This window comes from Aliamphritea spongicola, assembly GCF_017051665.1.
Lineage (GTDB): Bacteria > Pseudomonadota > Gammaproteobacteria > Pseudomonadales > Balneatricaceae > Amphritea > Amphritea spongicola.
Genome location: NZ_JAFIDL010000009.1, coordinates 153,468 through 174,565 on the forward strand (window position 1 = coordinate 153,468; position 21,098 = coordinate 174,565).

Genomic DNA, 21,098 nt, shown 5'->3' on the forward strand with positions numbered 1-21,098 from the left:
ATCAGGCTCGATTTCCGTGACCGGTATGCAACAGTCTTTCTAAATGCTGGCTGTAACGGGACATGCCGAAACAGAAAATCCAGAATACGAAGGCAACAAACACATAACCTTCCGTTGCATAACCAATCCACTTAGGATCGTTCTGCGCAGCCTGCACAATTGCCAGCAGGTCAAACAGACCGATAATCAATACCAGACTGGTATCTTTAAACAGTGCAATAAAGGTGTTTACAACACCCGGAATCATCAGTTTCAGAGCCTGTGGAAGAATGATCATTACCATCTTCTGCCAGTAACCCAGACCCAGTGCATCCGCAGCTTCATACTGACCTTTCGGGATTGCCTGAAGACCACCACGGATAACCTCTGCCATATAAGCAGTCTGGAACATGGTGATACCGATCAGGGCCCGCAGCAGCTTATCGAAGTGCATATCCTCAGGTAAGAACAGAGGCAGCATTACCGATGCCATGAACAGTACGGTGATCAGCGGAACGCCCCGCCAGATTTCGATATAAGCCACCGACATAGCGCGAACAATCGGCATTTCAGAACGGCGTCCCAGTGCCAGCAGGATACCCAGCGGCAATGCGGCAACAATACCGACGACAGCCAGTACCAGTGTCAGGCTCAGGCCGCCCCACTTATGGGTTTCAACGTGTTCCAGACCAAAGTAACCACCGCTCAGCAGCACAAACGCGATGAACGGGAATACCAGCAGGGTAAATGCCGCAACCAGACCTTTCTTAGGCAGGTTTGGCCATACCAGCCAGGCAATCAGGGCAACAAAGACCAGGAAGGTCAGATCCAGACGCCAGGTTTCTTCTGACGGATAGAAACCATACATAAACTGGTCTATCCGCTGGGTGATAAATACCCAGCATGCACCGCCACTGGTGCAGCTTTCCCGGCTTGTACCGGTCCAGTCAGCACTGATGAAAACCCAGTCAAATATCGGCGTCAGCCAGATATAACACAGGTAAAGCATGACAATCGTTGCAATACTGTTCAGCGGAGTGTTGAACAGATTGGTGCGCAGCCAGCCTACCAGGCCAATGGTACTCGCCGGTGCGGGCAGAGTAGGTTGTTGTTCATTAATCATCAGCCCGCCTCCTATCGTTCAATCAGCGACATGCGCTTGTTGTACCAGTTCATGAAGAGAGACGTCAGAATACTCATGGTCAGATAAACTGCCATGGTCATCGACATAATCTCAACCGCCTGTCCTGTCTGGTTCAGTGTGGTACCGGCAAATACCGCCACAAGATCCGGATAGGCAACCGCAGCTGCCAGCGAAGAGTTCTTCGCCAGGTTCAGGTACTGACTGGTCAGCGGCGGAATGATTACCCGCATCGCCTGAGGGATTACGATCAGGCGCAGGGTACGTACTTTTGGCAATCCCAGCGCGAATGCCGCTTCAAGCTGCCCTTTAGGCACCGCAAGAATACCGGCACGTACTGTCTCTGCGATAAATGCAGCCGTATAGATGGTCAGTGCTAACCACAGAGCCACCAGCTCCGGAATCAGGGTCATACCGCCGCGGAAGTTAAAGCCCTTCAGCACAGGGTAATCCAGATGCATCGGCATACCGGCAAACAGGAATACCACCAGCGGCAAACCAACAATCAGACCAATACCTGCCCAGAAGGTTGGGAAGATCTGTCCGGTCTCATCCTGGCGTTTGTGCGCCCAGCGCGTCATAACAAAGGTCAGAACAATCCCAACTACGAAAGCGCCCACTACCAGGCTGAAACCACTCTCCGCGACCGGAGCAGGCATTGAAAGGCCCCTGATATTCAGGAAGCTACCCATAAACTCAATACTCTGACGCGGCGACGGCAATGTACGCAGCACGGCAAAGTACCAGAAGAAAATCTGTAACAGCAAAGGAATATTACGGAATACTTCGATATACACCGACGATAACTTAGCAATTAACCAGTTATCAGACAGACGCGCCACACCCATGATAAAACCAAGGATTGTCGCCGCGATAATGCCTAAAACAGACACTAACAGGGTATTTAACAGACCGACCCAGAAAGTCGCTCCGTAAGTAGATGCTTCATTATACTCGATGAGAGTCAGTGGAATACCGAAACCGGCTTTCTGAGACAGGAAGCCAAAACCGGTGGTGATACCACGTTGTTCAAGGTTGTTAAGCGTATTGGAAATCAGAAATCCGGCAAAGAGAAGGATTGCGCCAATGAGAAGAACCTGGAAAAGAATTGCTCGTTTAGCCGGATCATTCCAAAAACGAGTTTTCTCTCCCACAGGCGCGCTGCGAGATAGATCGGTAGGCATATAAAATCTCCGCTCATCTGATAGCCACTGCGACAAGTGCTGCAGACGGCGACTTATCTGAGTATCAGACGGTTTATTTGATAAGATGACCCCGGCAGACCAAAGATCTGCCGGGGTTTCAGCTAATGATTTAAATTAGCGGATTGGTGGCGCGTACAGGAAACCGCCCTGGTTCCACAGTGCGTTGATACCACGATCAATGCCCAGTGGAGAGCTTGCACCCAGGTTACGCTCGAAAGACTCGCCGTAGTTACCTACCTGCTTCACGATGCGGTATGCCCAGTCATCATCTACACCCAGACCTTTGGACAGACCTTCAGAACCGCCCAGCAGACGCTGGATGCTTGGGTTTTTGCTGTTTGCTTTCATGTCATCAACGTTTTCAGAAGTAACACCCAGTTCTTCTGCGTTGATCATGGCATTCAGAGACCACTTAACCATGTTGAACCACTGGTCATCAGCCTGCTTAACAGATGGCCCCAGAGGCTCTTTGGAAATTACTTCCGGCAGCGCTACAACAGAGTTTGGATCACCCATGCGTGAACGCAGTGCGAAAGCCTGAGACAAGTCAGTTGTGAAGGCATCACAACGGCCAGTATCGAATGCAGTTGCTGCCTGATCGTTAGTATCGAAAGTTACCGGCGTATGTGCCAGACCGTTCGCGTTGAAGTAGTCAGCAGTGTTCAGCTCAGTAGTAGTACCGGACTGGATACAGATGGTTGCACCGTCCAGTTCTTTAACACTGCTTACGCCCAGATCTTTCTTCACCAGGAAGCCCTGACCGTCATAATAGTTTACACCGGCAAAGTTAATACCCAGCTGGCTGTCACGGGTCAGTGTCCAGGTAGTGGTACGGGATAAAACATCAATCTCGCCGGAAGACAGTGCGGTAAAACGCTCTTTCGCTGTCAGAGGGATATACTTAACTTTGCTGGCATCGCCCAGAACAGCAGCAGCAATTGCACGGCATACGTCAACATCCAGGCCAGTCCAGGTACCTTTATCGTCCGGTACAGAGTAACCAGGCACACCGGAGCTTACACCACACTGCAGGGAATCACGCTCTTTAACGCTGTCCAGAGTACCAGCGAAAGATGCAGAAGATGCAAGAGCCGCAGATACTGCAGCGGCGGTCAGTAATTTTTTATTGAACATTGAAAGTGTCCTCACGATAGTTTTGTCCAAACACAGTTTTATTATTGTTGTGCAGCCTTGAAACGGTAAATCTATTCAAGATGAGCTATTCAAACACCCCAATTTAATAACATGAGGTATTTTCAGGCGCAACACAGCTGTCGGTTAAATATAGTACAAAAACAACATCTAACTGACCGGCAGGTAAAAACTATGGAACTTAAATGACCGTTTAAACACCGCTTAAAGCAGCATATTTCCTCGGTTTTCGCTTGCGAAACCAGTAATTATCACTGACGCAAAAAAATCTGTTACATAAGTCGTAAAGCACGAAAAAAGTGTGCATTATTCTGCACATAATCATTTCTTCTTAATTAAACCTCCCTAATATAAAGGCGTTAGGGGCGATTCAAGCTGTTCAAAATTTAGCCCTCTTAAACAACAAAAGTGAAAATCAGGCAAAAAAAAAAATGGGCCATCCGGCCCATTTTTCATAATCATAAAGCAGTCTTATCAAGCATCCAGCGCAGCAAATACTGCATCACGGATATCATCAACACTGCCAACACCGGCAATATACTTGTACTTCGGTGCAGACTCAGGTGCTTCTTCAGACCAGCCTTTGTAGTAGCTTACCAGCGGTGCAGTCTGCTCATGATAAACACTCAGACGCTGACGTACGGTTTCTTCCTGATCATCATCACGCTGAACCAGCTCTTCACCGGTCACATCATCCTTACCTTCTTCTTTAGGCGGATTAAAGACAACGTGGTAGGTACGACCTGAACCCGGGTGAACCCGACGACCGCTCATACGCTTGATGATTTCTTCATCAGCAACATCAATTTCAACCACGGCATCAATCTCAACACCTGCATCCTTCATGGCATCTGCCTGAGGAATGGTCCGTGGGAAACCGTCAAACAGACAACCGTTTACACAGTCTGCTTCTTTAATGCGCTCTTTTACCAGACCAATGATAATGTCATCAGATACCAGACCACCTGCGTCCATTACCTTTTTAGCTTCAATACCCAGAGGCGTACCTGCTTTTACCGCCGCGCGTAACATATCGCCGGTTGAGATTTGTGGAATGCTGTACTTGTCACAAATATATTGTGCCTGAGTACCTTTACCGGCACCCGGGGCACCTAAAAGAATGATACGCATATCAGGATTGCTCCTCGTCAATTTATAATAATCCGGACTCCGGCTGCCCTGGCAACCGGAGTAAAATTCTGTTTTCCGTACTTTTGCACGTCACGCGGGAATCGCGCGTACCGCCAGCCCTGCTTAACTCGGTGAAATCTGCTCAGACACCGGCGCTTCGCTCTGATTTGTCAGTAATGAAACTGCCAAAGCAAATACAAGCCATCAAGGCTAGTCAAAACCGCAGCCGGGTTCAACCCCCTAATAGGCTAACATCTTGCCCGGATACGACAGTTTTGATCTGAAACCGGTTTATCCGGTATTTCTCATCCCGGCGGAGATACCTGCCATGGTAATCATCAGGGCCTGTTCGAGCCGCTCATCAGGCTGATTTCTGTCGCGGTAGAGCAACTCAGCCTGCAGTAAATGTAACGGATCAATATAGGGATTTCGCACATCAATCGACTGCCGGATAACAGGGTTTTCCACCAGCAGTGCATCCTGCCCCTTAATCTGTTTTACCAAAGAGATCGTATGGGCCAGTCGGCAACGCAGATCAGCACCTAATACCATTAACTCATCAGACACTAAGCGCTTGTCATAATAAGCCGCTATATTTTCATCCGCTTTGGCGACCACCATTTCCAGCATGTCGATGTAGGTTCGAAAAAACGGCCACTGCTGCCGCATTTCATTAATCAGCGGCAGCTGCTGTTTATCCACAGCATCCTGTAAGGCGTTATCGCTCCCCAGCCAGGCCGGTAACATTAAACGGATCTGGGTCCAGGCAAAAATCCAGGGAATCGCCCGCAAGCTTTCAACCCCACCGTCGGCCTTTCTTTTTGCAGGCCGGCTTCCCAGCGGCAATTTTGCCAGCTCCTGCTCAGGTGTCGCCGCCCGGAAATAAGCAACAAACTGTGGATCATGACGAACCACTTCCCGGTAGTGCTTCAAACCGGTTGCCGACAGTTGTGTCATCAGCGCCCGCCACTCATCTTTCGGCTGCGCATGGGGATTTAATGTGGCTTCCAGCGTGGCAGAGGTATAAAGCTCCATATTACGTTCGGCAATTTCCGGCACACCAAATTTAAACCGGATCATCTCACCCTGTTCAGTCACCCTCAGGCTGCCATCCACGGACCCGGGGGGCTGTGCAAGAATTGCTGTATGGCTCGGACCACCACCACGGCCAACGGTACCGCCCCGCCCATGAAACAGTTTCAGATGTACATCATGGGACTTACACAGTTCTGTCAGCGCTTCCTGTGCCCGGTACTGGCCCCAGGCGGCTGCGAGCTGACCGGCATCCTTTGCTGAATCGGAATAGCCAATCATCACCTCTTGGTGTCCATCGATATAAGCTTTATACCAGGGAATATCTAACAACTGGCTAATACAGTGGCGGGCGTTATCCAGATCATCCAGGGTTTCAAATAGCGGCACGACCGGAATGTTATGCGTAATGCCCTGCTCTCTCAGCAGCAGGATAACCGCCAACACATCCGATGGCTGGCTGGCCATTGAAATCACATATGAGCCCAGCGCATCTGCCTCTTCACGGGCAACTACCTTAAAGGTTTCGAGCACTTCTGCGACATCGGCTGAGGGCTGCCAGTGGGCAGGCAGTAACGGCCGTTTATTCTCCAGCTCACTGATCAGCCAGGCCTGCTTTTCTGCTTCTGTCCAGCTGACATAATCCCCAAGATCATAATATTCACAGAGTTCTGAGAAGACCTGTTCATGCCGGTCTGAATTCTGACGAATATCCAGACGCACAAGGTTCATTCCAAAGCAGGCCACCCGCCGCAACATATCCTGCAGTAAACCATCGGCAATAACTGCCATACCGCAGGCTCGCAGTGAACGGTCAATCAGCAGCAGCGGTACCGCTACCAGTTCACGGGTGATGATCATGTCATAATGATCAACCGGCTCCCCCCGCAGACACTGCTGCAAACACTGCTGGCTGGTCTGAAAACGCTGACGCAGCTTACGCAGTAATTCCCGGTACGGTTCTTTATGATCGCCCACAGCGGCACGCAGCTCATCCGAACATTCCCCCATGGATAGCTCAATGCGTAACTGCTCGATATCTTTCAGGTATAAGTCCGTTGCCATCCAGCGCGATAACAGCAGCACCCGTTCAGTAACATCGGCGGTCACATTAGGATTACCGTCCCGGTCGCCGCCCATCCAGGAAGCAAACCGCACCGGTGCAGCATCTAAAGGTAAATGATGCCCGGTGGCCTCAAACAGTTGTCGGTCCATCCGGCGTAAAAAAGCCGGTACGGCATGCCATAAAGAGTTTTCAATGACCGTAAAGCCCCACTTCGCTTCATCTACCGGGGTTGGTCGCTGGGTACGGATTTCATTGGTGTGCCAGGCCTGCGCAATCAGATCCCGCAAACGGTGCTCTACCGACTCTCCACGGTCATTACGCTTTAAGCAATCCGTCATCGCATCAAATTTCTGGATCAGGGTACGGCGGTTTACTTCGGTAGGATGGGCAGTCAGCACCAGTTCAACATCCAGCTGGCTCACTTGCTCTGCAATCTTTTCTTTACTCAGCCCCTGCTGCAACAATCTGCCCAGCAAACCACAAAAGGAATCACTGTGGCAGGCATCCAGCACACCTGAACGGCGTCGCACCCGGTGATGTTCTTCGGCAAGGTTCGCAAGGTTTAAAAATTGACTGAATGCTCTGGCGACGGCCAGCAGCTCATCATCGGAAAGTTGTTTAAGTGCGTCCAGCAGCTCTTCATCAGCAGGTTGCCCGGAAGCCCTTGCCTGCTTAGCCAGATGGCGGATCTGTTCAATTTTAGCCACAAAGTCATCGCCACGTTGCGCGGCAATGATTTCCCCCAGACAATCCCCCAGCATCCTTACATCATCGCGTAGGTCTTCGTGCAGACTATTCATCGTAATCTCCTCAGACGAGCATGTGATTACGATACTACTCTATTCTGTAATGGGCACAATAGGGCTTAAGAACGAGCTAAAAGGACGGATAAGCGTCGAAGTGTTCAGTTAAAGATCAAACTGTCGAGCGTATTTTTAGCCTGCTCCAGCTGTTGATCATCCTTAAAATGCACCCGCCATTCAGTTGAAGTACCTCCCTTAAGGGTGATCACTAACTGACGGTTAACCGGTTCCAGCTGCTTGTTCAGCTGAATATCAACAGCCACGCTGGCGACTTCACCGAACGCAGTACGCACGAAACCATCAGGATACAGCACCGCCAACTGCTGACGGGATTCACTGATAAGAATCGCTGGCGAACTTTCCAGCTCAGCACTCACCACAAAACCTTCCGCCACCAGCAACTGGCGCTGGTCTGATTCCCGGAAATGATTCCAGGCTGCCAGCAGAACAATCAGCCCTGCTATTACAAAAAACTTAACCGGAGGTCGTTTCATAAATATTCAGTCCCGGGGACTACAGGCCTTTAGCTTTAGCCTCATCCCACCACTCGTCCAGCTCATCCAGCGTGTAGGCATGCCAGTCACCTTTACCAGCATCGACCTGATCTTCAATATAATTGAAGCGGCGTTCAAACTTCTGATTACAGCCTCGCAATGCGGTATCAGGATTAATTCCTAAGTGGCGGGCAAGATTTACCTGGGCAAACAGCAAGTCACCAAACTCATCCCGAACTTCATCCAGATTCCCTTCGGCAATAGCTTCACGCAGTTCGGTAATTTCTTCTTCAATTTTATCCAGAACCGGCAACGCAGCACCCCAGTCAAACCCTACCTGTGAAGCTCTGCGGGTCAGTTTTTCTGCCCGTGTCAGTGCCGGCAATGCCCGCGGGACATCATCCAGCACACGTACTTTCTCTACCGGTTTATCAGCACGTTCCTGACGCTTAATAGCTTCCCAGTTGGCTTTGATATCCGCATCCGACAGTTCGCCGGCAGGACGTTCTGCACGTAAGTCCCCGTCCGGAAAGACGTGCGGGTGCCGACGTATCAGTTTAGTGACAAGCCCGTCGACTACTGCTTCAAAATCAAAACTGGACTGTTCTTTACCCAGCTGGGCATAAAAAACCACCTGAAAAAGCAGATCACCCAGTTCGTCCTGTAAATGGGGCCAGTCCTTGCGCTCAATGGTATCTGCCACTTCATAGGCTTCTTCCAGTGTATGCGGCACGATACTGGCAAAGTCCTGCTTCACATCCCAGGGGCAGCCGGTATCCGGATCACGCAGGCGACCCATCAGATACAGTAAATCTTCCAGAGTATAGGGCTTCATGAAATGTTCCTGCTGAAGCGGCCTTTACAGGCCGCTGTTACGCTGACGGTGGACGTCGGTGACGTTCTGTACCTGATTGATCTTATCCATTATCCGTCCTAGCAAATCCAGACGGCCAATTTCAACGGTCAGGCTCAGCTGAGCAACGTTGCTCTTTTTATCAGAACGGGTCTGTGCAGCAATGACGTTAATGTCTTCATTAGCCAGTACCATCATCACGTCACGTAATAAGCCGGAACGGTCGAACGCTTCGATAAAGATATCCACCGGATAGGTCGATTCGCCCTCTTCACTCCAGCTGACTTCAATGATGCGCTCTGCTTCATTCTGACGCAGCTGGAAGGCGTTGTTACAGTCTTCCCGGTGAATCGAAACGCCACGTCCCAGTGTGATATATCCGATAATCGGATCACCTGGTACCGGCTTACAGCAGGAAGCAATGGTCGTCAGCAGGTTGCCAACACCTCGGATTTTAATTCCTTCGTAGGTTTCTGAAGACTGCTCCGCAAATGATGGCAGCTCCAGATCCAGTTGCTCATCTGCCTGCTCGGTTTCCACCTGCTGCTGAGCGGCATTAATAATCTGCGACAAACGCAGATCCCCAGCACCCAGCGCCGCATTCATATCTTCAGCGTTCTTGTAATTAACCTGTTCAGCCAGCTGATTAAAGTTAATTTCCGCCAGCTCAATGGCCAGACGGTGGAATTCACGCTCAATAATCTTCCTGCCAGCCGCGGCGTTCTTGTCTTTATCCTGCTCTTTAAACCAGTGCTGAACTTTGGCACGGGAACGGGAATTGGTAATGTATCCCAGGTTAGGGTTTAACCAGTCGCGGCGTGGATGCTCTACATTGGATGTCAGGATTTCGATCTGATCACCGGTTTGCAGCTGGCGGGTCAGCGGAACAATTCTTCCGTTAACTTTAGCCCCCCGACAGCGGTGGCCAACTTCGGTATGCACCCGGTATGCAAAGTCCACCGGTGTGGATTCAGACGGCATGTCCACCACGTGACCGTCCGGTGTAAATACATACACCCGGTCATGGGTAACATCGCCACTGATCATGTCAGAGAATTCTTCGCTGCCGCCCAGATCTTCAGTCCACTCAAGTACCTGACGTAACCAGGCAATCTTCTCTTCATAAGAATTGCTGTGAGACTGAGTATCCGTGCCCTTATACAGCCAGTGAGCACACACCCCCAGCTCGGCTTCTTCGTGCATGGTGTGAGTACGCACCTGAATTTCCAGAACCTTGTTATCCGGTCCGAAAACAGCGGTATGCAGTGAGCGGTAGCCATTCGCTTTAGGCGAGGCTATGTAGTCATCAAACTCATGGGGAATATTACGCCACAGACCGTGTACGATACCCAATACGGTATAACAGTCACGGATTTCCGGTACCAGTATCCGCACCGCCCGAATATCGTAAACCTGATTAAAGTCGATATTCTTACGCTGCATTTTGCGCCAGATACTGTAGATATGTTTAGCCCGGCCAGACATATCTCCCTTGATATTGGCTTTATCCAGTTCGGTTTGCAGGATTTCCAGAACCGTATCAATAAACTCCTGGCGGTCCAGACGTTTTTCGTCCAGTAAACCGGCAATACGTTTATAGTCATTCGGCTTAAGATAGCGGAAAGAAAGGTCTTCAAGTTCCCACTTGATATGCCCGATGCCAAGGCGATGCGCCAGTGGTGCATAAACATCAAAAACTTCGCGGGCCACGATGTAACGTTTCTTACGTGACCCTTGCTTCACGCCACGAATTGCGCAGGTACGCTCAGCAATCTTGATCAGAACCACACGAACATCGTCGATCATGGAAACCAGCATGCGACGGACATTATCCAGCGGGTTACCGCTCTGCCCCAGTACCTTTTCCCGACGCGGATTCTGCCGGCTGCCAATGGCCGCCATCTGCAGAACACCATTGACCAGCTTTTCAATATTGGCGCCGAAACGGCGGCGCACATCATCCAGTGCCAGCTTCTGCTCACGCACACTGCGATAAAGAATTGCCGCGACCAGCGCATCCTGGTCCTGATTCAGTTCAATCAGAATCTGGGCCATTTTCAGACCGGTGACATAACTGTCTTCAGTTTCGGCCCAGGCCTCCTCGGACGGCGCTTCCTGCTCTTTTAAACTCTGCGCTAACTCACAGGCCTGACGAACCACTTCAACATCGTCGAGCTCAACCTGTTCCTGTAAACGTTCTATCCATAAATCCAGATCGACACTGCCGTCATCATGGATAGGATGATCTTCACGTACTTTAACCATGGCTCACGCCACTCCCTCTATGCCAGCAGAACAATGCCCTGCTTGCGTATTTACCCCTGAGAAAAACACTTATAATTTTTATTCTTCGTCAATAAGCGTATACAAAATACCTATAAACCCCTTACTGACTGCGCGCATATTTTAGTCGTTATGACCTTCGATAGCGAGCAAGTTCAGTTTTATTAAGTGATATCCAGAAACGCAAAAAGGCAGCCGAAGCTGCCTTTAAAACAGATATCAACAGCCTTAAGCGTTAAATACGCCAGTAGACAGATAGCGGTCACCACGGTCACAAATAATGCAGACAATCACCGCATTCTCTACCTGCTGAGCAATACGTAATGCACCGGCTACAGCACCACCTGAAGACACGCCACAGAAAATGCCTTCTTCTTTGGCAAGTGCACGCATGGTGTTTTCAGCTTCTTCCTGACCAATATCCAGTACGGTATCTACACGGGAAGCATCAAAGATAGATGGCAGATATTCTTCCGGCCAGCGGCGAATGCCCGGAATGGAAGCACCGTCACTTGGCTGTAACCCAATGATTTCAATATCCGCATTCTGCTCTTTAAGGTAGCGGGACGTTCCCATAATGGTTCCCGTGGTTCCCATCGAGCTGACAAAGTGCGTCACTCTACCCTGCGTCTGCTGCCAGATTTCAGGACCGGTACCCGTGTAGTGGGCAACCGGATTGTCCAGGTTGGCGAACTGATCCAGCACAACACCCTGACCTTCAGCCTGCATTTGCAGTGCCAGATCCCGGGCACCTTCCATACCTTCTTCAGGGGTAACGGTGATCAGCTCAGCACCATAAGCCGTCATTGAAGCTTTACGCTCTTCACTGCCATTGTCAGGCATGATCAGCTTCATTTTATAACCTTTGATAGCAGCAGCCATCGCCAGTGCAATACCGGTATTTCCGGAGGTTGCTTCAATCAGAACATCACCGGGTTTAATATCACCCCGGTCTTCTGCCTGCTGAATCATACTCAGCGCCGGACGATCCTTAACCGAACCCGCCGGATTATTACCTTCCAGCTTACACAGCACGGTATTGCCTTTGCCAACATCGAGGCGCTGTAAACGCACCAATGGTGTATTGCCGACATAATCTTCAATGGTTGGGAACTGAGTCGTCATAGGTCACCTGACAGGCCCTGAACTTCAGGGCGCATAAATATAACTTTTTTGCATAAAAAAACTATTTTTTAAAATGCAATTCTTAAAGCGGATACTAACGACACCATCCACAAAGCTCAAGTGAAACCGGCGCATCTTATCGCTACTAAAGTGGTAAAGCTGTCAGCTTTCCGCGATAACAAACGCAACCACGTGAGCCTGCTCATCACTGTAGGATAAATGCCAGCTTCTGATACCCAGTTCACCGGCCTTTATCTCAGCATTCCCTGTCACCTTCAGCAGAGGCTTTCCCAACGCGTTGTGACAAATCTCAAACTGCTGCCAGCCAATTCCGTGACCGATACCTGTACCAAGCGCTTTAACTGCCGCTTCTTTGGCTGCAAAGCGTTTAGCCAGGAATCTGGCCGGCTGAGCACTCTGAGCAAACTTCTCAAGCTCTGCCGGAGTCAGAATTCTGTTCGCCAGCTTAGGTGTACGGCTCAGCGCGTTTTCAATTCTGGCAATTTCAAGAATATCAGTGCCGATACCGCAGATCATATATGGCTCTTACTCAGCATTCTGAAGGGCATCACGCAACGGCTGAACCCGCGCCTGGGTCACCCGCAACAGATCACGCATTTCAGAAACGGCATCCTTCAGACCCACAAATACCGCGCGGGCAATAATTCCGTGGCCAATATTCAGTTCGGTCAGCTCAGGAATTTCAGCGATCTGCTCAACATTATGATAGTGCAAACCGTGACCTGCATTCACAATCAGGCCTTTTTTATAAGCATAGCTGGCAGCTTCACGGATACGTGCCAGCTCCGCAGCCTGTTCTTCAGCAGTTTCCGCATCAGCATAGGCACCGGTATGTAATTCAATCACCGGGGCACCGCAACGGATAGTCGCATCAATCTGAGCATTATCAGGATCGATAAACAGCGAGGCCTCAACACCGGCACGTGCCAGACGATCACAGGCCGCTTTTACCTTATCTTCCTGTCCGACAACATCCAGACCGCCTTCAGTAGTCAGCTCTTCACGCTTCTCTGGTACCAGACAGGCATGGGAAGGTTTTACTTTTTCAGCAATCGTCAGCATTTCATCCGTGACTGCCATCTCAAAATTCATCCGGGTCTGGAGTGTTTCAGCCAGAAGGTAGATATCACGGTCCTGGATATGACGGCGATCTTCACGCAAATGTACGGTTATGCCATCAGCACCGGCTTCTTCAGCCATTGCAGCAGCCTGTATAGGATCAGGGTAACGTGTTCCGCGCGCCTGACGTAAGGTCGCGATATGATCAATATTCACCCCAAGAAGTAAGCGTTTTGGTTCGACCACTGTAATCCCCTAATACACGGGCTCTTATGAGCCGGGTAGAAAAATCAAAATAAAAAGTAATCAGTCAGCAGCGACTAATTACCGGTACCAGCCTGAGTATTTATTTTAGTGAATAACTCACGGCTGCGTAAACGCTGATGTCCGAGCAAGTGATCGAACACCTGGCGCATTAATCGTTTGGCAACCTTTCTGACGGCCGCCTGAGTATATTCTTCCCGTCCCATAGCCTGCAGCAGCTCCGCCGGCAAGGCAGCCTTATTCATCGGACTGGTCTGACAAAAGCCCTGCTCCGGATGATAATAATAATGCCGCTCAGGAAGACAACGGGAAAAATCAAAATCATACCCCAACTGCTGCAGCAACTGACGTTCAAAGACCCGCAGCGCTACCTCAATATCGCTGCCGTCAAGCAACTCATTCAGCACATACTGATAATAAACATAGAGTCTGGGGTGTGGATCAATATTCTGCAGTAAACGTTCCAGAAGTTCATTCACATACAAGCCGCACAAAAGCGTAGAACCTGTCAGAAAAACAGGCGCTGCGACAGCTTCAGCCGTAATAAGCGTTTTAAGTTCCTGACGCCCTCGCCAACTTATTTGCAGAGGTGTAAAAGGTTGCAGAACTGCACGGAATTTCGACTTGGGATTGCGGGCACCTTTGACGACTGCACTGACTTTACCATGCTCAAGAGTGAAGAAGTCCACCAGCGCGCTGGTATCCCGGTAAGGCCGGCTATGCAAAACATAAGCGGCCTGCGCATCAACCTGAAAGGCCATATTAAGCCGCCTTCCGGATAGTCAGATCAGTCCAGATCGTTGTAGCCAAGGCTGCGAAGTGCCCTTTCATCATCGGACCAATTTGAACGCACTTTTACCCAGAGATTCAGCATGACCTTGGTTTCAAACATATCTTCCATATCGATACGTGCATCCCGGCCAATACCTTTGATCTTGGCACCTTTGTCACCGATTACAATACGCTTCTGACCTTCCCGCTCAACCAGAATCAGCGCATGAATAACCAGGATTCCCCGTTCATTTCTGCCGAACTCTTCGATTTCAACCGTCGTACCGTAAGGGATTTCATCCCCCAGGTTACGCATCAGCTTTTCACGTACAAGCTCTGCGGCTAAGAAACGGGAGCTGCGGTCGGTGATCTGATCTTCCGGGTAAAAATGCATGCTCTTAGGCAGCTGTGCGTTGACCGCTGCTTCTAGCCGATCAACGTTTGTACCCTTCTCGGCAGAGATTGGAATAATCTCCTGAAAATCCATTTTTTCAGATAATGTAGCCAGGTGTGGTAACAGGGACTCTTTATCTTCCAGCTGATCAATCTTGTTAACCGCCAGAATGACCGGGCATTTAGCCCCCTGCACCTTATCGAACACGATCTGATCTTCTTCAGTCCAGGCAGTACGGTCAATGATAAAAATCACCGCGTCCACATCCCGGAGTGCCGAACTTGCCGCTTTATTCATATAGCGGTTAATCGCTTTATCCTGATCTTTATGCAAACCCGGAGTATCAACATAAACTGCCTGAATATCACCTTCGGTTTTAATACCTGAGATCTGATGACGGGTCGTCTGTGGCTTACGGGAGGTAATGCTCAGCTTCTGACCGAGAATGTAATTCAGCAGCGTTGACTTACCCACATTAGGGCGCCCAACAATTGCCACAAACCCACAGTGCTGATTATCGTTCGGCTCTGCCAGCATGTAACTCAGATCACGGCTCATGCTACACCAACCTTGAGTTCAACAAGTGCCTGACGGGCAGCTTCCTGCTCCGCCTGGCGACGGCTGTTACCAATCCCTTCAGTGGGCTTATCCAGCAGACTTACGGTACAGCGAATATAGAATGTCTGCTGATGAGCCTCCCCTTCTACGGACATCAGTTCGTATTCAGGCAAAGCAACCCGGCGGGACTGTAAAAACTCCTGCAAGCGGGTCTTGGAATCTTTCTGGGTATTCTGAAGATTGGTTTGCTCAAGACGTTCTTTATACCAGCGCAGAACATAGCCCCGGCATACGTCCATATCACTGTCCAGATAAATGGCACCAATAATCGCTTCAACGGCATCGGCCAGAATCGAATCACGACGAAAACCGCCGCTTTTCAGTTCACCGGACCCCAGCTTAAGGTAATCACCCAGCTTCATTTCACGGGCAATCTCAGCCAGGGTTTCGCCTTTAACAAGCTGCGCCCGTAACCGGCTTAACTGACCTTCTTTCGCTTCAGGAAAACGTTTAAACAGTGCTTCGGCTATCACAAAATTCAGAATAGAATCGCCGAGAAACTCCAGGCGTTCGTTATTCCGCTTTCCGTGACTGCGGTGGGTAACGGCCAGTTCAGCAAGACTTTCGTCTTTAAATGTGTAATTCAGCTTTCGGGCCAGCTCTGTGACAGACTTAATAATCAACGGGGAATCACTTCATACTTCTCATCAAACTTTACCAAAGCAGCAACGTTGAAAAACATTGGCACTTCGACCTGGTAATTCAGTGTAATAGTTAATACACCTTCGTCCCGCTCCAGTTTCAGCGCTTCTTCTGAAGGCAGCTTAACCTGATTGATGCGGAAACGTTTCGATAACGACAACCGGATTTCACGGTTCGATTTGGCAATCTCTGACTGATTCTCCGTCAGATCAACAACCGTAGAGTTGATCAGGTAATGATCAAAGTAGACCGGATAAAGCTTCAGACCTACGGCTGCAAAAATACCGATGACCATCAGAATCATCATGGTTGAGAAAAAAGACGCACCACGCTGTTGTCGTTTCATATTGCGGACCTCTCCGAGGTTATTTAATCATCCTTGCATCACCAAAGTCGGGGATCGAGAAGAAGGTATTCCAGTGCATCCACACTGCAAATGCCTTACCAACCAGCAACTCATCAGACACAAAGCCCCAGTAACGGCTATCGTTACTGTTGTCGCGGTTATCCCCAACCATGAAATAATGTCCTTCCGGTACTACCCACTCTGCCGCAATCCTTGGCGGAGTCAGATCACGATACATCTCGTGAGTCACCGGCCCCAGCTGTTCTTCAATCAGTGCCCGCACAGGCTTACCCGGAGGCAGCTGCGCCAGCACCTTTTGCGACTGGGGCTTATCATTTACATATAGCACTTTATTAAAGTACTTAATACGGTCGCCAGGCAAACCAACTACCCGCTTTATGTAATTAATGGTCGGCTGTTTAGGGTATTTGAAAACAACAACATCGCCCCGCTGAGGGTCATTCATCGGAATAACCTTGGTCCCCAGCACCGGCAAACGGAAGCCATACTCCCACTTATTCACCAGTATAAAATCACCGATTTTAAGTGTTGGCAGCATAGAACCGGATGGAATCTGGAACGGTTCCACCAAAAAAGAACGAAGAATAAGGACAATGAACAATACCGGGAATAAAGACCGCGCTGTATCAATCAGCGGATTTTCTTTATTCAGCCCGTCGAGCGTATCATCAGAAAGTGATGTGCCGTTTTCAGCAGCCTGTGCAGCCGCAACAGCAATCCGCTGACGACGGTTCGCAGACAGCATTACCCGGTCATATACCCATCCCAGCGCAGCCAGAAAGGTTAACGCGACCAGTACCAGTGCAAAGTCAAAGTCCATGCTTGTTCCTAGTTATCAACTTTTAATACAGCCAGGAAAGCGTCCTGAGGAATCTCAACACGACCAACCTGCTTCATACGTTTCTTACCTTCTTTCTGCTTCTGCAGCAGTTTCTTCTTACGGCTCACGTCACCGCCGTAACATTTAGCAGTTACGTTTTTACGCAGCGCTTTTACAGTTGTCCGGGAAATAATCTTGCCACCGATAGCTGCCTGAATGGCCACATCAAACATCTGACGCGGAATCAGTTCTTTCATCTTTTCACACAGCATACGACCACGGTACTGGGCATTGTCTTTATGCAGAATAACCGCCAGCGCATCGACTTTTTCACCGTTAATCAAAATATCGAGCCGCACCAGTTTCGCTTCTTCAAACCGGACAAAATTATATTCCAGTGAAGCATAACCGCGGCTGACTGATTTCAGACGATCAAAGAAATCCAGAACCACCTCGGCCATCGGCAGCTCATAGGAAATCTGCACCTGATTACCGACAAAGTTCATTTGCTTCTGAACACCACGCTTATCAACGCACAGACCGATAACCTGGCCAAGATAGTCCTGCGGTACCAGAATGTTGGCTTCCACAATCGGCTCACGCATCTCGTTAATAGAACCAAGATCCGGCAGTTTCGAAGGACTATCAATATGAATAATTTCTTTATTATTCATTTCAAGTTCGTAAATTACTGTCGGTGCAGTGGTCACCAGATCCAGATTATATTCACGTTCCAGACGCTCCTGGATGATTTCCATGTGCAGCATTCCCAGGAAGCCACAACGGAAACCGAAGCCCAGCGCATCAGAAGATTCAGGTTCAAAGAATAAAGAAGCGTCGTTCAGGGTTAACTTATCCAGCGCTTCACGGAAATCTTCATAATCATCCGAGCTTGTTGGGAACAAGCCAGCATATACCTGTGGCTGAACTTTCTGGAAGCCTGGCAGGCTTTCAACTTCAGGGGTTTTGGCGTGGGTAATGGTATCACCTACCGGTGCACCATGAATGTCTTTGATACCTGCGACAACGTAGCCTACTTCGCCCGCTTTAAGCTCGCCCGTTTCATTCCGTTTCGGTGTAAAAATACCGACACTGTCTACGCTCTGAACCTGACCTGTCGACTTAATTACAATCTTGTCTTTCTTACGCAGTACACCGTCTTTAACACGTACCAGCGAGACCACACCCAGGTAGTTATCAAACCAGGAATCAATAATCAGGGCCTGAAGCGGTGCATCCACATCACCTTCCGGTGCAGGAATGGTTTCCACCAACGCTTCAAGTACATCCTCGATACCCAGACCGCTTTTAGCACTGCAAGGCACTGCATCGGTGGCATCGATACCAATAACTTCTTCGATTTCCAGACGAACGCGATCAGGCTCAGCCTGAGGCAGGTCCATTTTGTTCAGTACCGGCAGGACTTCCAGACCCTGTTCCAGCGCTGTATAGCAGTTAGCAACAGACTGGGCTTCAACACCCTGTGCCGCATCCACCACCAGCAAAGCACCTTCACAGGAAGCCAGCGAACGAGACACCTCATAACTGAAGTCTACGTGTCCCGGCGTATCGATAAAGTTCAGCTGATAGGTTTCGCCGTCTTTCGCTGTATAGTTCAGCGTGACACTCTGCGCCTTGATCGTAATACCACGCTCACGCTCAATATCCATTGAGTCAAGCACCTGGGCTGCCATTTCACGTTCAGACAGACCTCCACAGGTCTGAATAAAGCGGTCCGCCAGGGTAGATTTACCGTGATCGATATGGGCAATAATTGAAAAATTTCGAATATGATCGAGCTTACTCACCGTGCATTCACCAGCATAAGATATAGGGCGCGCGATTGCTTACAAACAGGCGCGAAATCAGAAGCGGCCAAGTGTACCGTATTTAACTTTGCGCGGCCATTGAAACCCGCCGATAAAGCCAACCTATGATGACAGCCGAAACAAGCAAATAATAAAAAAGAAGGGAGTCATGCTCCCTTCATATTTCACGATGTGTTTACTTCAGTTTGAGCGGAATAAACATCGGACTCCCGCGGCGTACAATCCGCATCGGAACAGCCTTCCCTGTCGGCAACTCTGCAACAACGTCTCCAAACTGACGGGCAGACTCAATACGCTGACCATTCAGAATTGTAATTACGTCACCGGGCAACAGGCCTGCATCAGCACCGGCACCTGCATCAACACGGCGTACAATCACTCCGGAAGTAACATTCCAGCGATCTTTTACCTGCTGATCCAACTCACCGATCTGAATATTCAGCCGGTTAGCATCAGGCTTGCTGCTTTTTGGCGAACGGGTATTCATGGCCATTGCGCCGTCATCAAGCACACCTATAGAGACATCAACATCCTCACGGCTGCCATTACGGATCACACTGACAACAGCATCAGAACCCGGCTTAACTCTGCCCACATGGTGGGGCAAATCACTGGACCGGTTAATAGCCATACCGTTAAAGCTGTAAATCACATCGCCTTCCATCAGACCCGCAGCTTCTGCAGGGCTACCTGGCAGCACTTTTGCAACCAGAGCGCCTTCCGGCTTATCCAGACCAAAAGACTCTGCCAGATCCCGGCTGACTTCCTGAATAACCACTCCTAACCAGCCACGCTGTACTTCGCCATTTGCTTTGAGCTGATCAACAACATCCATTGCCACATTCATTGGTATAGCGAACGAAAGCCCCATGAAACCGCCTGAACGGGTATAGATCTGAGAGTTTATTCCGATCACTTCTCCGTCCAGGTTGAATAACGGACCACCCGAGTTACCCGGATTAATCGCAACGTCTGTCTGGATAAACGGCACATAAGTACCATTAGATAAGCTACGGTCTGTGGCACTTATGATCCCTGCAGTAACAGAGTAATCAAATCCGAATGGTGATCCGATAGCCAGAACCCACTCACCAACTTCTGCCTTGTCTGAATTTCCCATAGGAACTGTCGGCAGGTTATCTGCGTCTATTTTCAGAAGCGCCACATCGGAGCGTTCATCTGAACCGATGACCTTTGCATCTAACTGACGACGATCATTCAGACGAACAATGACCTCATCCGCATCTTTAACAACATGGTGATTTGTCAGTACGTAGCCGTCTTCAGAAATAATAAATCCGGAACCAAGTGACTGAGGCGCCTGACGACGTGGCTGGGAACCGTCATTACCCGGTGGCAAACGGAAGAAATGTCTGAAGATTTCAGGAATCTGTTCACCATTAGGCCCTTCAAACTCCGGAAAGTTACTCGGCCGCTGCGACTGAGACTGAGTCGTACTGATGTTAACAACTGCCGGCGATGCTTTTTTTACCAGTTCCTTAAATTCAGGTAATGCTGCCTGAGCCGGAGCCACAGTGACAAACAGAATGATAAAACTGAATAATTTATGTAATGATTTCATACAGGATCCTTGAATCATCCACATCAGGTATGTGTAACAACACGCAATAAGACTGGCTGAAAGCGACAGTTCCTGCCAAAGCGCCGGCTAATCAGCCGCACAGCAAGAAACCCGACCAGCAGACCTGCCAGCGCACTTAAAATAACAACGGGTTCTGAATAGGCTGCCATTTGTGCAAAAACAGCCAGCACAAACATAGCAACCAGAGGTAACAGATAAATAAGTAACGAAGCACTCAGGAATGTGCTTTCTTCAACACCCAGCACAACCTGATCATCAGGCTTAACCGGCAGGCGATCCGGATTATCGACAGAGATTTGTAGCTTCCTGCCATCTCCTACTTTTGCCAGCACACTTTGCCCACAACTTTTTTGTGAACTGCAAGTAGAGCAACTGCTCTGCTTAACGGTTTCCACGACCAGATTATCTTCACTAACGGAGATAACCCGGCCTGTTTCTTCAATCAT

The 21,098-nt window shown here is 49.5% G+C and carries 19 protein-coding genes; all 19 read right to left on the minus strand.

The window, feature by feature from the left end; translation table 11 throughout:
- Position 1: 1 nt before the first annotated feature.
- On the minus strand, positions 2 to 1,102 hold the full coding sequence (locus JYB63_RS20485; protein ID WP_205659794.1) for an amino acid ABC transporter permease: 1,101 nt from the start codon (positions 1,100 to 1,102) through the stop codon (positions 2 to 4).
- 11 nt (positions 1,103 to 1,113) lie between these two features.
- A complete protein-coding gene (locus tag JYB63_RS20490) occupies positions 1,114 to 2,304 on the minus strand; it encodes an amino acid ABC transporter permease (protein WP_205659795.1) in 1,191 nt (396 codons plus the stop codon).
- A 135-nt stretch (positions 2,305 to 2,439) separates the two neighbouring features.
- Positions 2,440 to 3,459, minus strand: a complete 1,020-nt coding sequence (locus JYB63_RS20495) for an amino acid ABC transporter substrate-binding protein (RefSeq protein ID WP_205659796.1) — start codon at positions 3,457 to 3,459, stop codon at positions 2,440 to 2,442.
- A gap of 492 nt (positions 3,460 to 3,951) precedes the next feature.
- On the minus strand, positions 3,952 to 4,608 hold the full coding sequence (gene adk / locus JYB63_RS20500) for an adenylate kinase (RefSeq protein WP_205659797.1): 657 nt from the start codon (positions 4,606 to 4,608) through the stop codon (positions 3,952 to 3,954).
- A gap of 291 nt (positions 4,609 to 4,899) precedes the next feature.
- Positions 4,900 to 7,506, minus strand: coding sequence for a phosphoenolpyruvate carboxylase (gene ppc / locus JYB63_RS20505; RefSeq protein WP_205659798.1), 2,607 nt, complete (start codon positions 7,504 to 7,506; stop codon positions 4,900 to 4,902).
- 104 nt (positions 7,507 to 7,610) lie between these two features.
- Positions 7,611 to 8,003 carry a hypothetical protein gene (locus JYB63_RS20510; protein ID WP_205659799.1) on the minus strand — a complete coding sequence of 131 codons (393 nt, stop codon included), beginning with the start codon at positions 8,001 to 8,003 and terminating at the stop codon, positions 7,611 to 7,613.
- A gap of 19 nt (positions 8,004 to 8,022) precedes the next feature.
- Positions 8,023 to 8,838 (minus strand): nucleoside triphosphate pyrophosphohydrolase, encoded by an 816-nt coding sequence (gene mazG / locus JYB63_RS20515; RefSeq protein ID WP_205659800.1) that lies wholly within the window; start codon positions 8,836 to 8,838, stop codon positions 8,023 to 8,025.
- Positions 8,839 to 8,862: 24 nt separating this feature from the next.
- The gene (relA, locus tag JYB63_RS20520; RefSeq protein WP_205659801.1) at positions 8,863 to 11,121 is read right to left on the minus strand and encodes a GTP diphosphokinase; all 2,259 of its coding nucleotides are present in this window, start codon (positions 11,119 to 11,121) and stop codon (positions 8,863 to 8,865) included.
- Between the two features lie 246 nt (positions 11,122 to 11,367).
- Positions 11,368 to 12,264, minus strand: a complete 897-nt coding sequence (cysM, locus tag JYB63_RS20525) for a cysteine synthase CysM (protein WP_205659802.1) — start codon at positions 12,262 to 12,264, stop codon at positions 11,368 to 11,370.
- Between the two features lie 162 nt (positions 12,265 to 12,426).
- The gene (acpS, locus tag JYB63_RS20530) at positions 12,427 to 12,801 is read right to left on the minus strand and encodes a holo-ACP synthase (RefSeq protein ID WP_205659803.1); all 375 of its coding nucleotides are present in this window, start codon (positions 12,799 to 12,801) and stop codon (positions 12,427 to 12,429) included.
- Between the two features lie 9 nt (positions 12,802 to 12,810).
- The gene (pdxJ, locus tag JYB63_RS20535; RefSeq protein WP_205659804.1) at positions 12,811 to 13,590 is read right to left on the minus strand and encodes a pyridoxine 5'-phosphate synthase; all 780 of its coding nucleotides are present in this window, start codon (positions 13,588 to 13,590) and stop codon (positions 12,811 to 12,813) included.
- A 74-nt stretch (positions 13,591 to 13,664) separates the two neighbouring features.
- On the minus strand, positions 13,665 to 14,369 hold the full coding sequence (recO, locus tag JYB63_RS20540; RefSeq protein ID WP_205659805.1) for a DNA repair protein RecO: 705 nt from the start codon (positions 14,367 to 14,369) through the stop codon (positions 13,665 to 13,667).
- 26 nt (positions 14,370 to 14,395) lie between these two features.
- A complete protein-coding gene (gene era, locus JYB63_RS20545) occupies positions 14,396 to 15,331 on the minus strand; it encodes a GTPase Era (RefSeq protein WP_205659806.1) in 936 nt (311 codons plus the stop codon).
- The gene (gene rnc, locus JYB63_RS20550; protein ID WP_205659831.1) at positions 15,328 to 16,011 is read right to left on the minus strand and encodes a ribonuclease III; all 684 of its coding nucleotides are present in this window, start codon (positions 16,009 to 16,011) and stop codon (positions 15,328 to 15,330) included. Before rnc ends, era begins: the two co-directional genes overlap by 4 nt.
- Positions 16,011 to 16,379, minus strand: coding sequence for a DUF4845 domain-containing protein (locus JYB63_RS20555; RefSeq protein ID WP_205659807.1), 369 nt, complete (start codon positions 16,377 to 16,379; stop codon positions 16,011 to 16,013). The genes rnc and JYB63_RS20555 overlap by 1 nt, the downstream gene beginning before the upstream one ends.
- A 19-nt stretch (positions 16,380 to 16,398) precedes the next feature.
- Positions 16,399 to 17,220, minus strand: a complete 822-nt coding sequence (gene lepB / locus JYB63_RS20560; protein WP_205659808.1) for a signal peptidase I — start codon at positions 17,218 to 17,220, stop codon at positions 16,399 to 16,401.
- Positions 17,221 to 17,228: 8 nt separating this feature from the next.
- Complete coding sequence (lepA, locus tag JYB63_RS20565; RefSeq protein ID WP_205659809.1) at positions 17,229 to 19,028, minus strand: translation elongation factor 4; 1,800 nt, start codon at positions 19,026 to 19,028, stop codon at positions 17,229 to 17,231.
- Between the two features lie 196 nt (positions 19,029 to 19,224).
- Positions 19,225 to 20,631, minus strand: coding sequence for a DegQ family serine endoprotease (locus JYB63_RS20570; protein WP_205659810.1), 1,407 nt, complete (start codon positions 20,629 to 20,631; stop codon positions 19,225 to 19,227).
- Positions 20,632 to 20,654: 23 nt separating this feature from the next.
- Complete coding sequence (locus tag JYB63_RS20575) at positions 20,655 to 21,098, minus strand: SoxR reducing system RseC family protein (protein ID WP_205659811.1); 444 nt, start codon at positions 21,096 to 21,098, stop codon at positions 20,655 to 20,657.

Bases quoted from the DNA above. Each gene is read 5' to 3' on its own strand.
- JYB63_RS20575 (WP_205659811.1), bottom strand. From the start codon at position 21,098: ATGATTGAAGAAACAGGCCGGGTTATCTCCGTTAGTGAAGATAATCTG.
- recO (WP_205659805.1), bottom strand. From the start codon at position 14,369: ATGGCCTTTCAGGTTGATGCGCAGGCCGCTTATGTTTTGCATAGCCGG.
- JYB63_RS20510 (WP_205659799.1), bottom strand. From the start codon at position 8,003: ATGAAACGACCTCCGGTTAAGTTTTTTGTAATAGCAGGGCTGATTGTT.
- acpS (WP_205659803.1), bottom strand. From the start codon at position 12,801: ATGATCTGCGGTATCGGCACTGATATTCTTGAAATTGCCAGAATTGAA.
- lepB (WP_205659808.1), bottom strand. From the start codon at position 17,220: ATGGACTTTGACTTTGCACTGGTACTGGTCGCGTTAACCTTTCTGGCT.
- mazG (WP_205659800.1), bottom strand. From the start codon at position 8,838: ATGAAGCCCTATACTCTGGAAGATTTACTGTATCTGATGGGTCGCCTG.
- JYB63_RS20555 (WP_205659807.1), bottom strand. From the start codon at position 16,379: ATGAAACGACAACAGCGTGGTGCGTCTTTTTTCTCAACCATGATGATT.
- JYB63_RS20570 (WP_205659810.1), bottom strand. From the start codon at position 20,631: ATGAAATCATTACATAAATTATTCAGTTTTATCATTCTGTTTGTCACT.
- cysM (WP_205659802.1), bottom strand. From the start codon at position 12,264: ATGACGACTCAGTTCCCAACCATTGAAGATTATGTCGGCAATACACCA.
- JYB63_RS20495 (WP_205659796.1), bottom strand. From the start codon at position 3,459: ATGTTCAATAAAAAATTACTGACCGCCGCTGCAGTATCTGCGGCTCTT.
- relA (WP_205659801.1), bottom strand. From the start codon at position 11,121: ATGGTTAAAGTACGTGAAGATCATCCTATCCATGATGACGGCAGTGTC.
- era (WP_205659806.1), bottom strand. From the start codon at position 15,331: ATGAGCCGTGATCTGAGTTACATGCTGGCAGAGCCGAACGATAATCAG.
- adk (WP_205659797.1), bottom strand. From the start codon at position 4,608: ATGCGTATCATTCTTTTAGGTGCCCCGGGTGCCGGTAAAGGTACTCAG.
- JYB63_RS20490 (WP_205659795.1), bottom strand. From the start codon at position 2,304: ATGCCTACCGATCTATCTCGCAGCGCGCCTGTGGGAGAGAAAACTCGT.
- JYB63_RS20485 (WP_205659794.1), bottom strand. From the start codon at position 1,102: ATGATTAATGAACAACAACCTACTCTGCCCGCACCGGCGAGTACCATT.
- ppc (WP_205659798.1), bottom strand. From the start codon at position 7,506: ATGAATAGTCTGCACGAAGACCTACGCGATGATGTAAGGATGCTGGGG.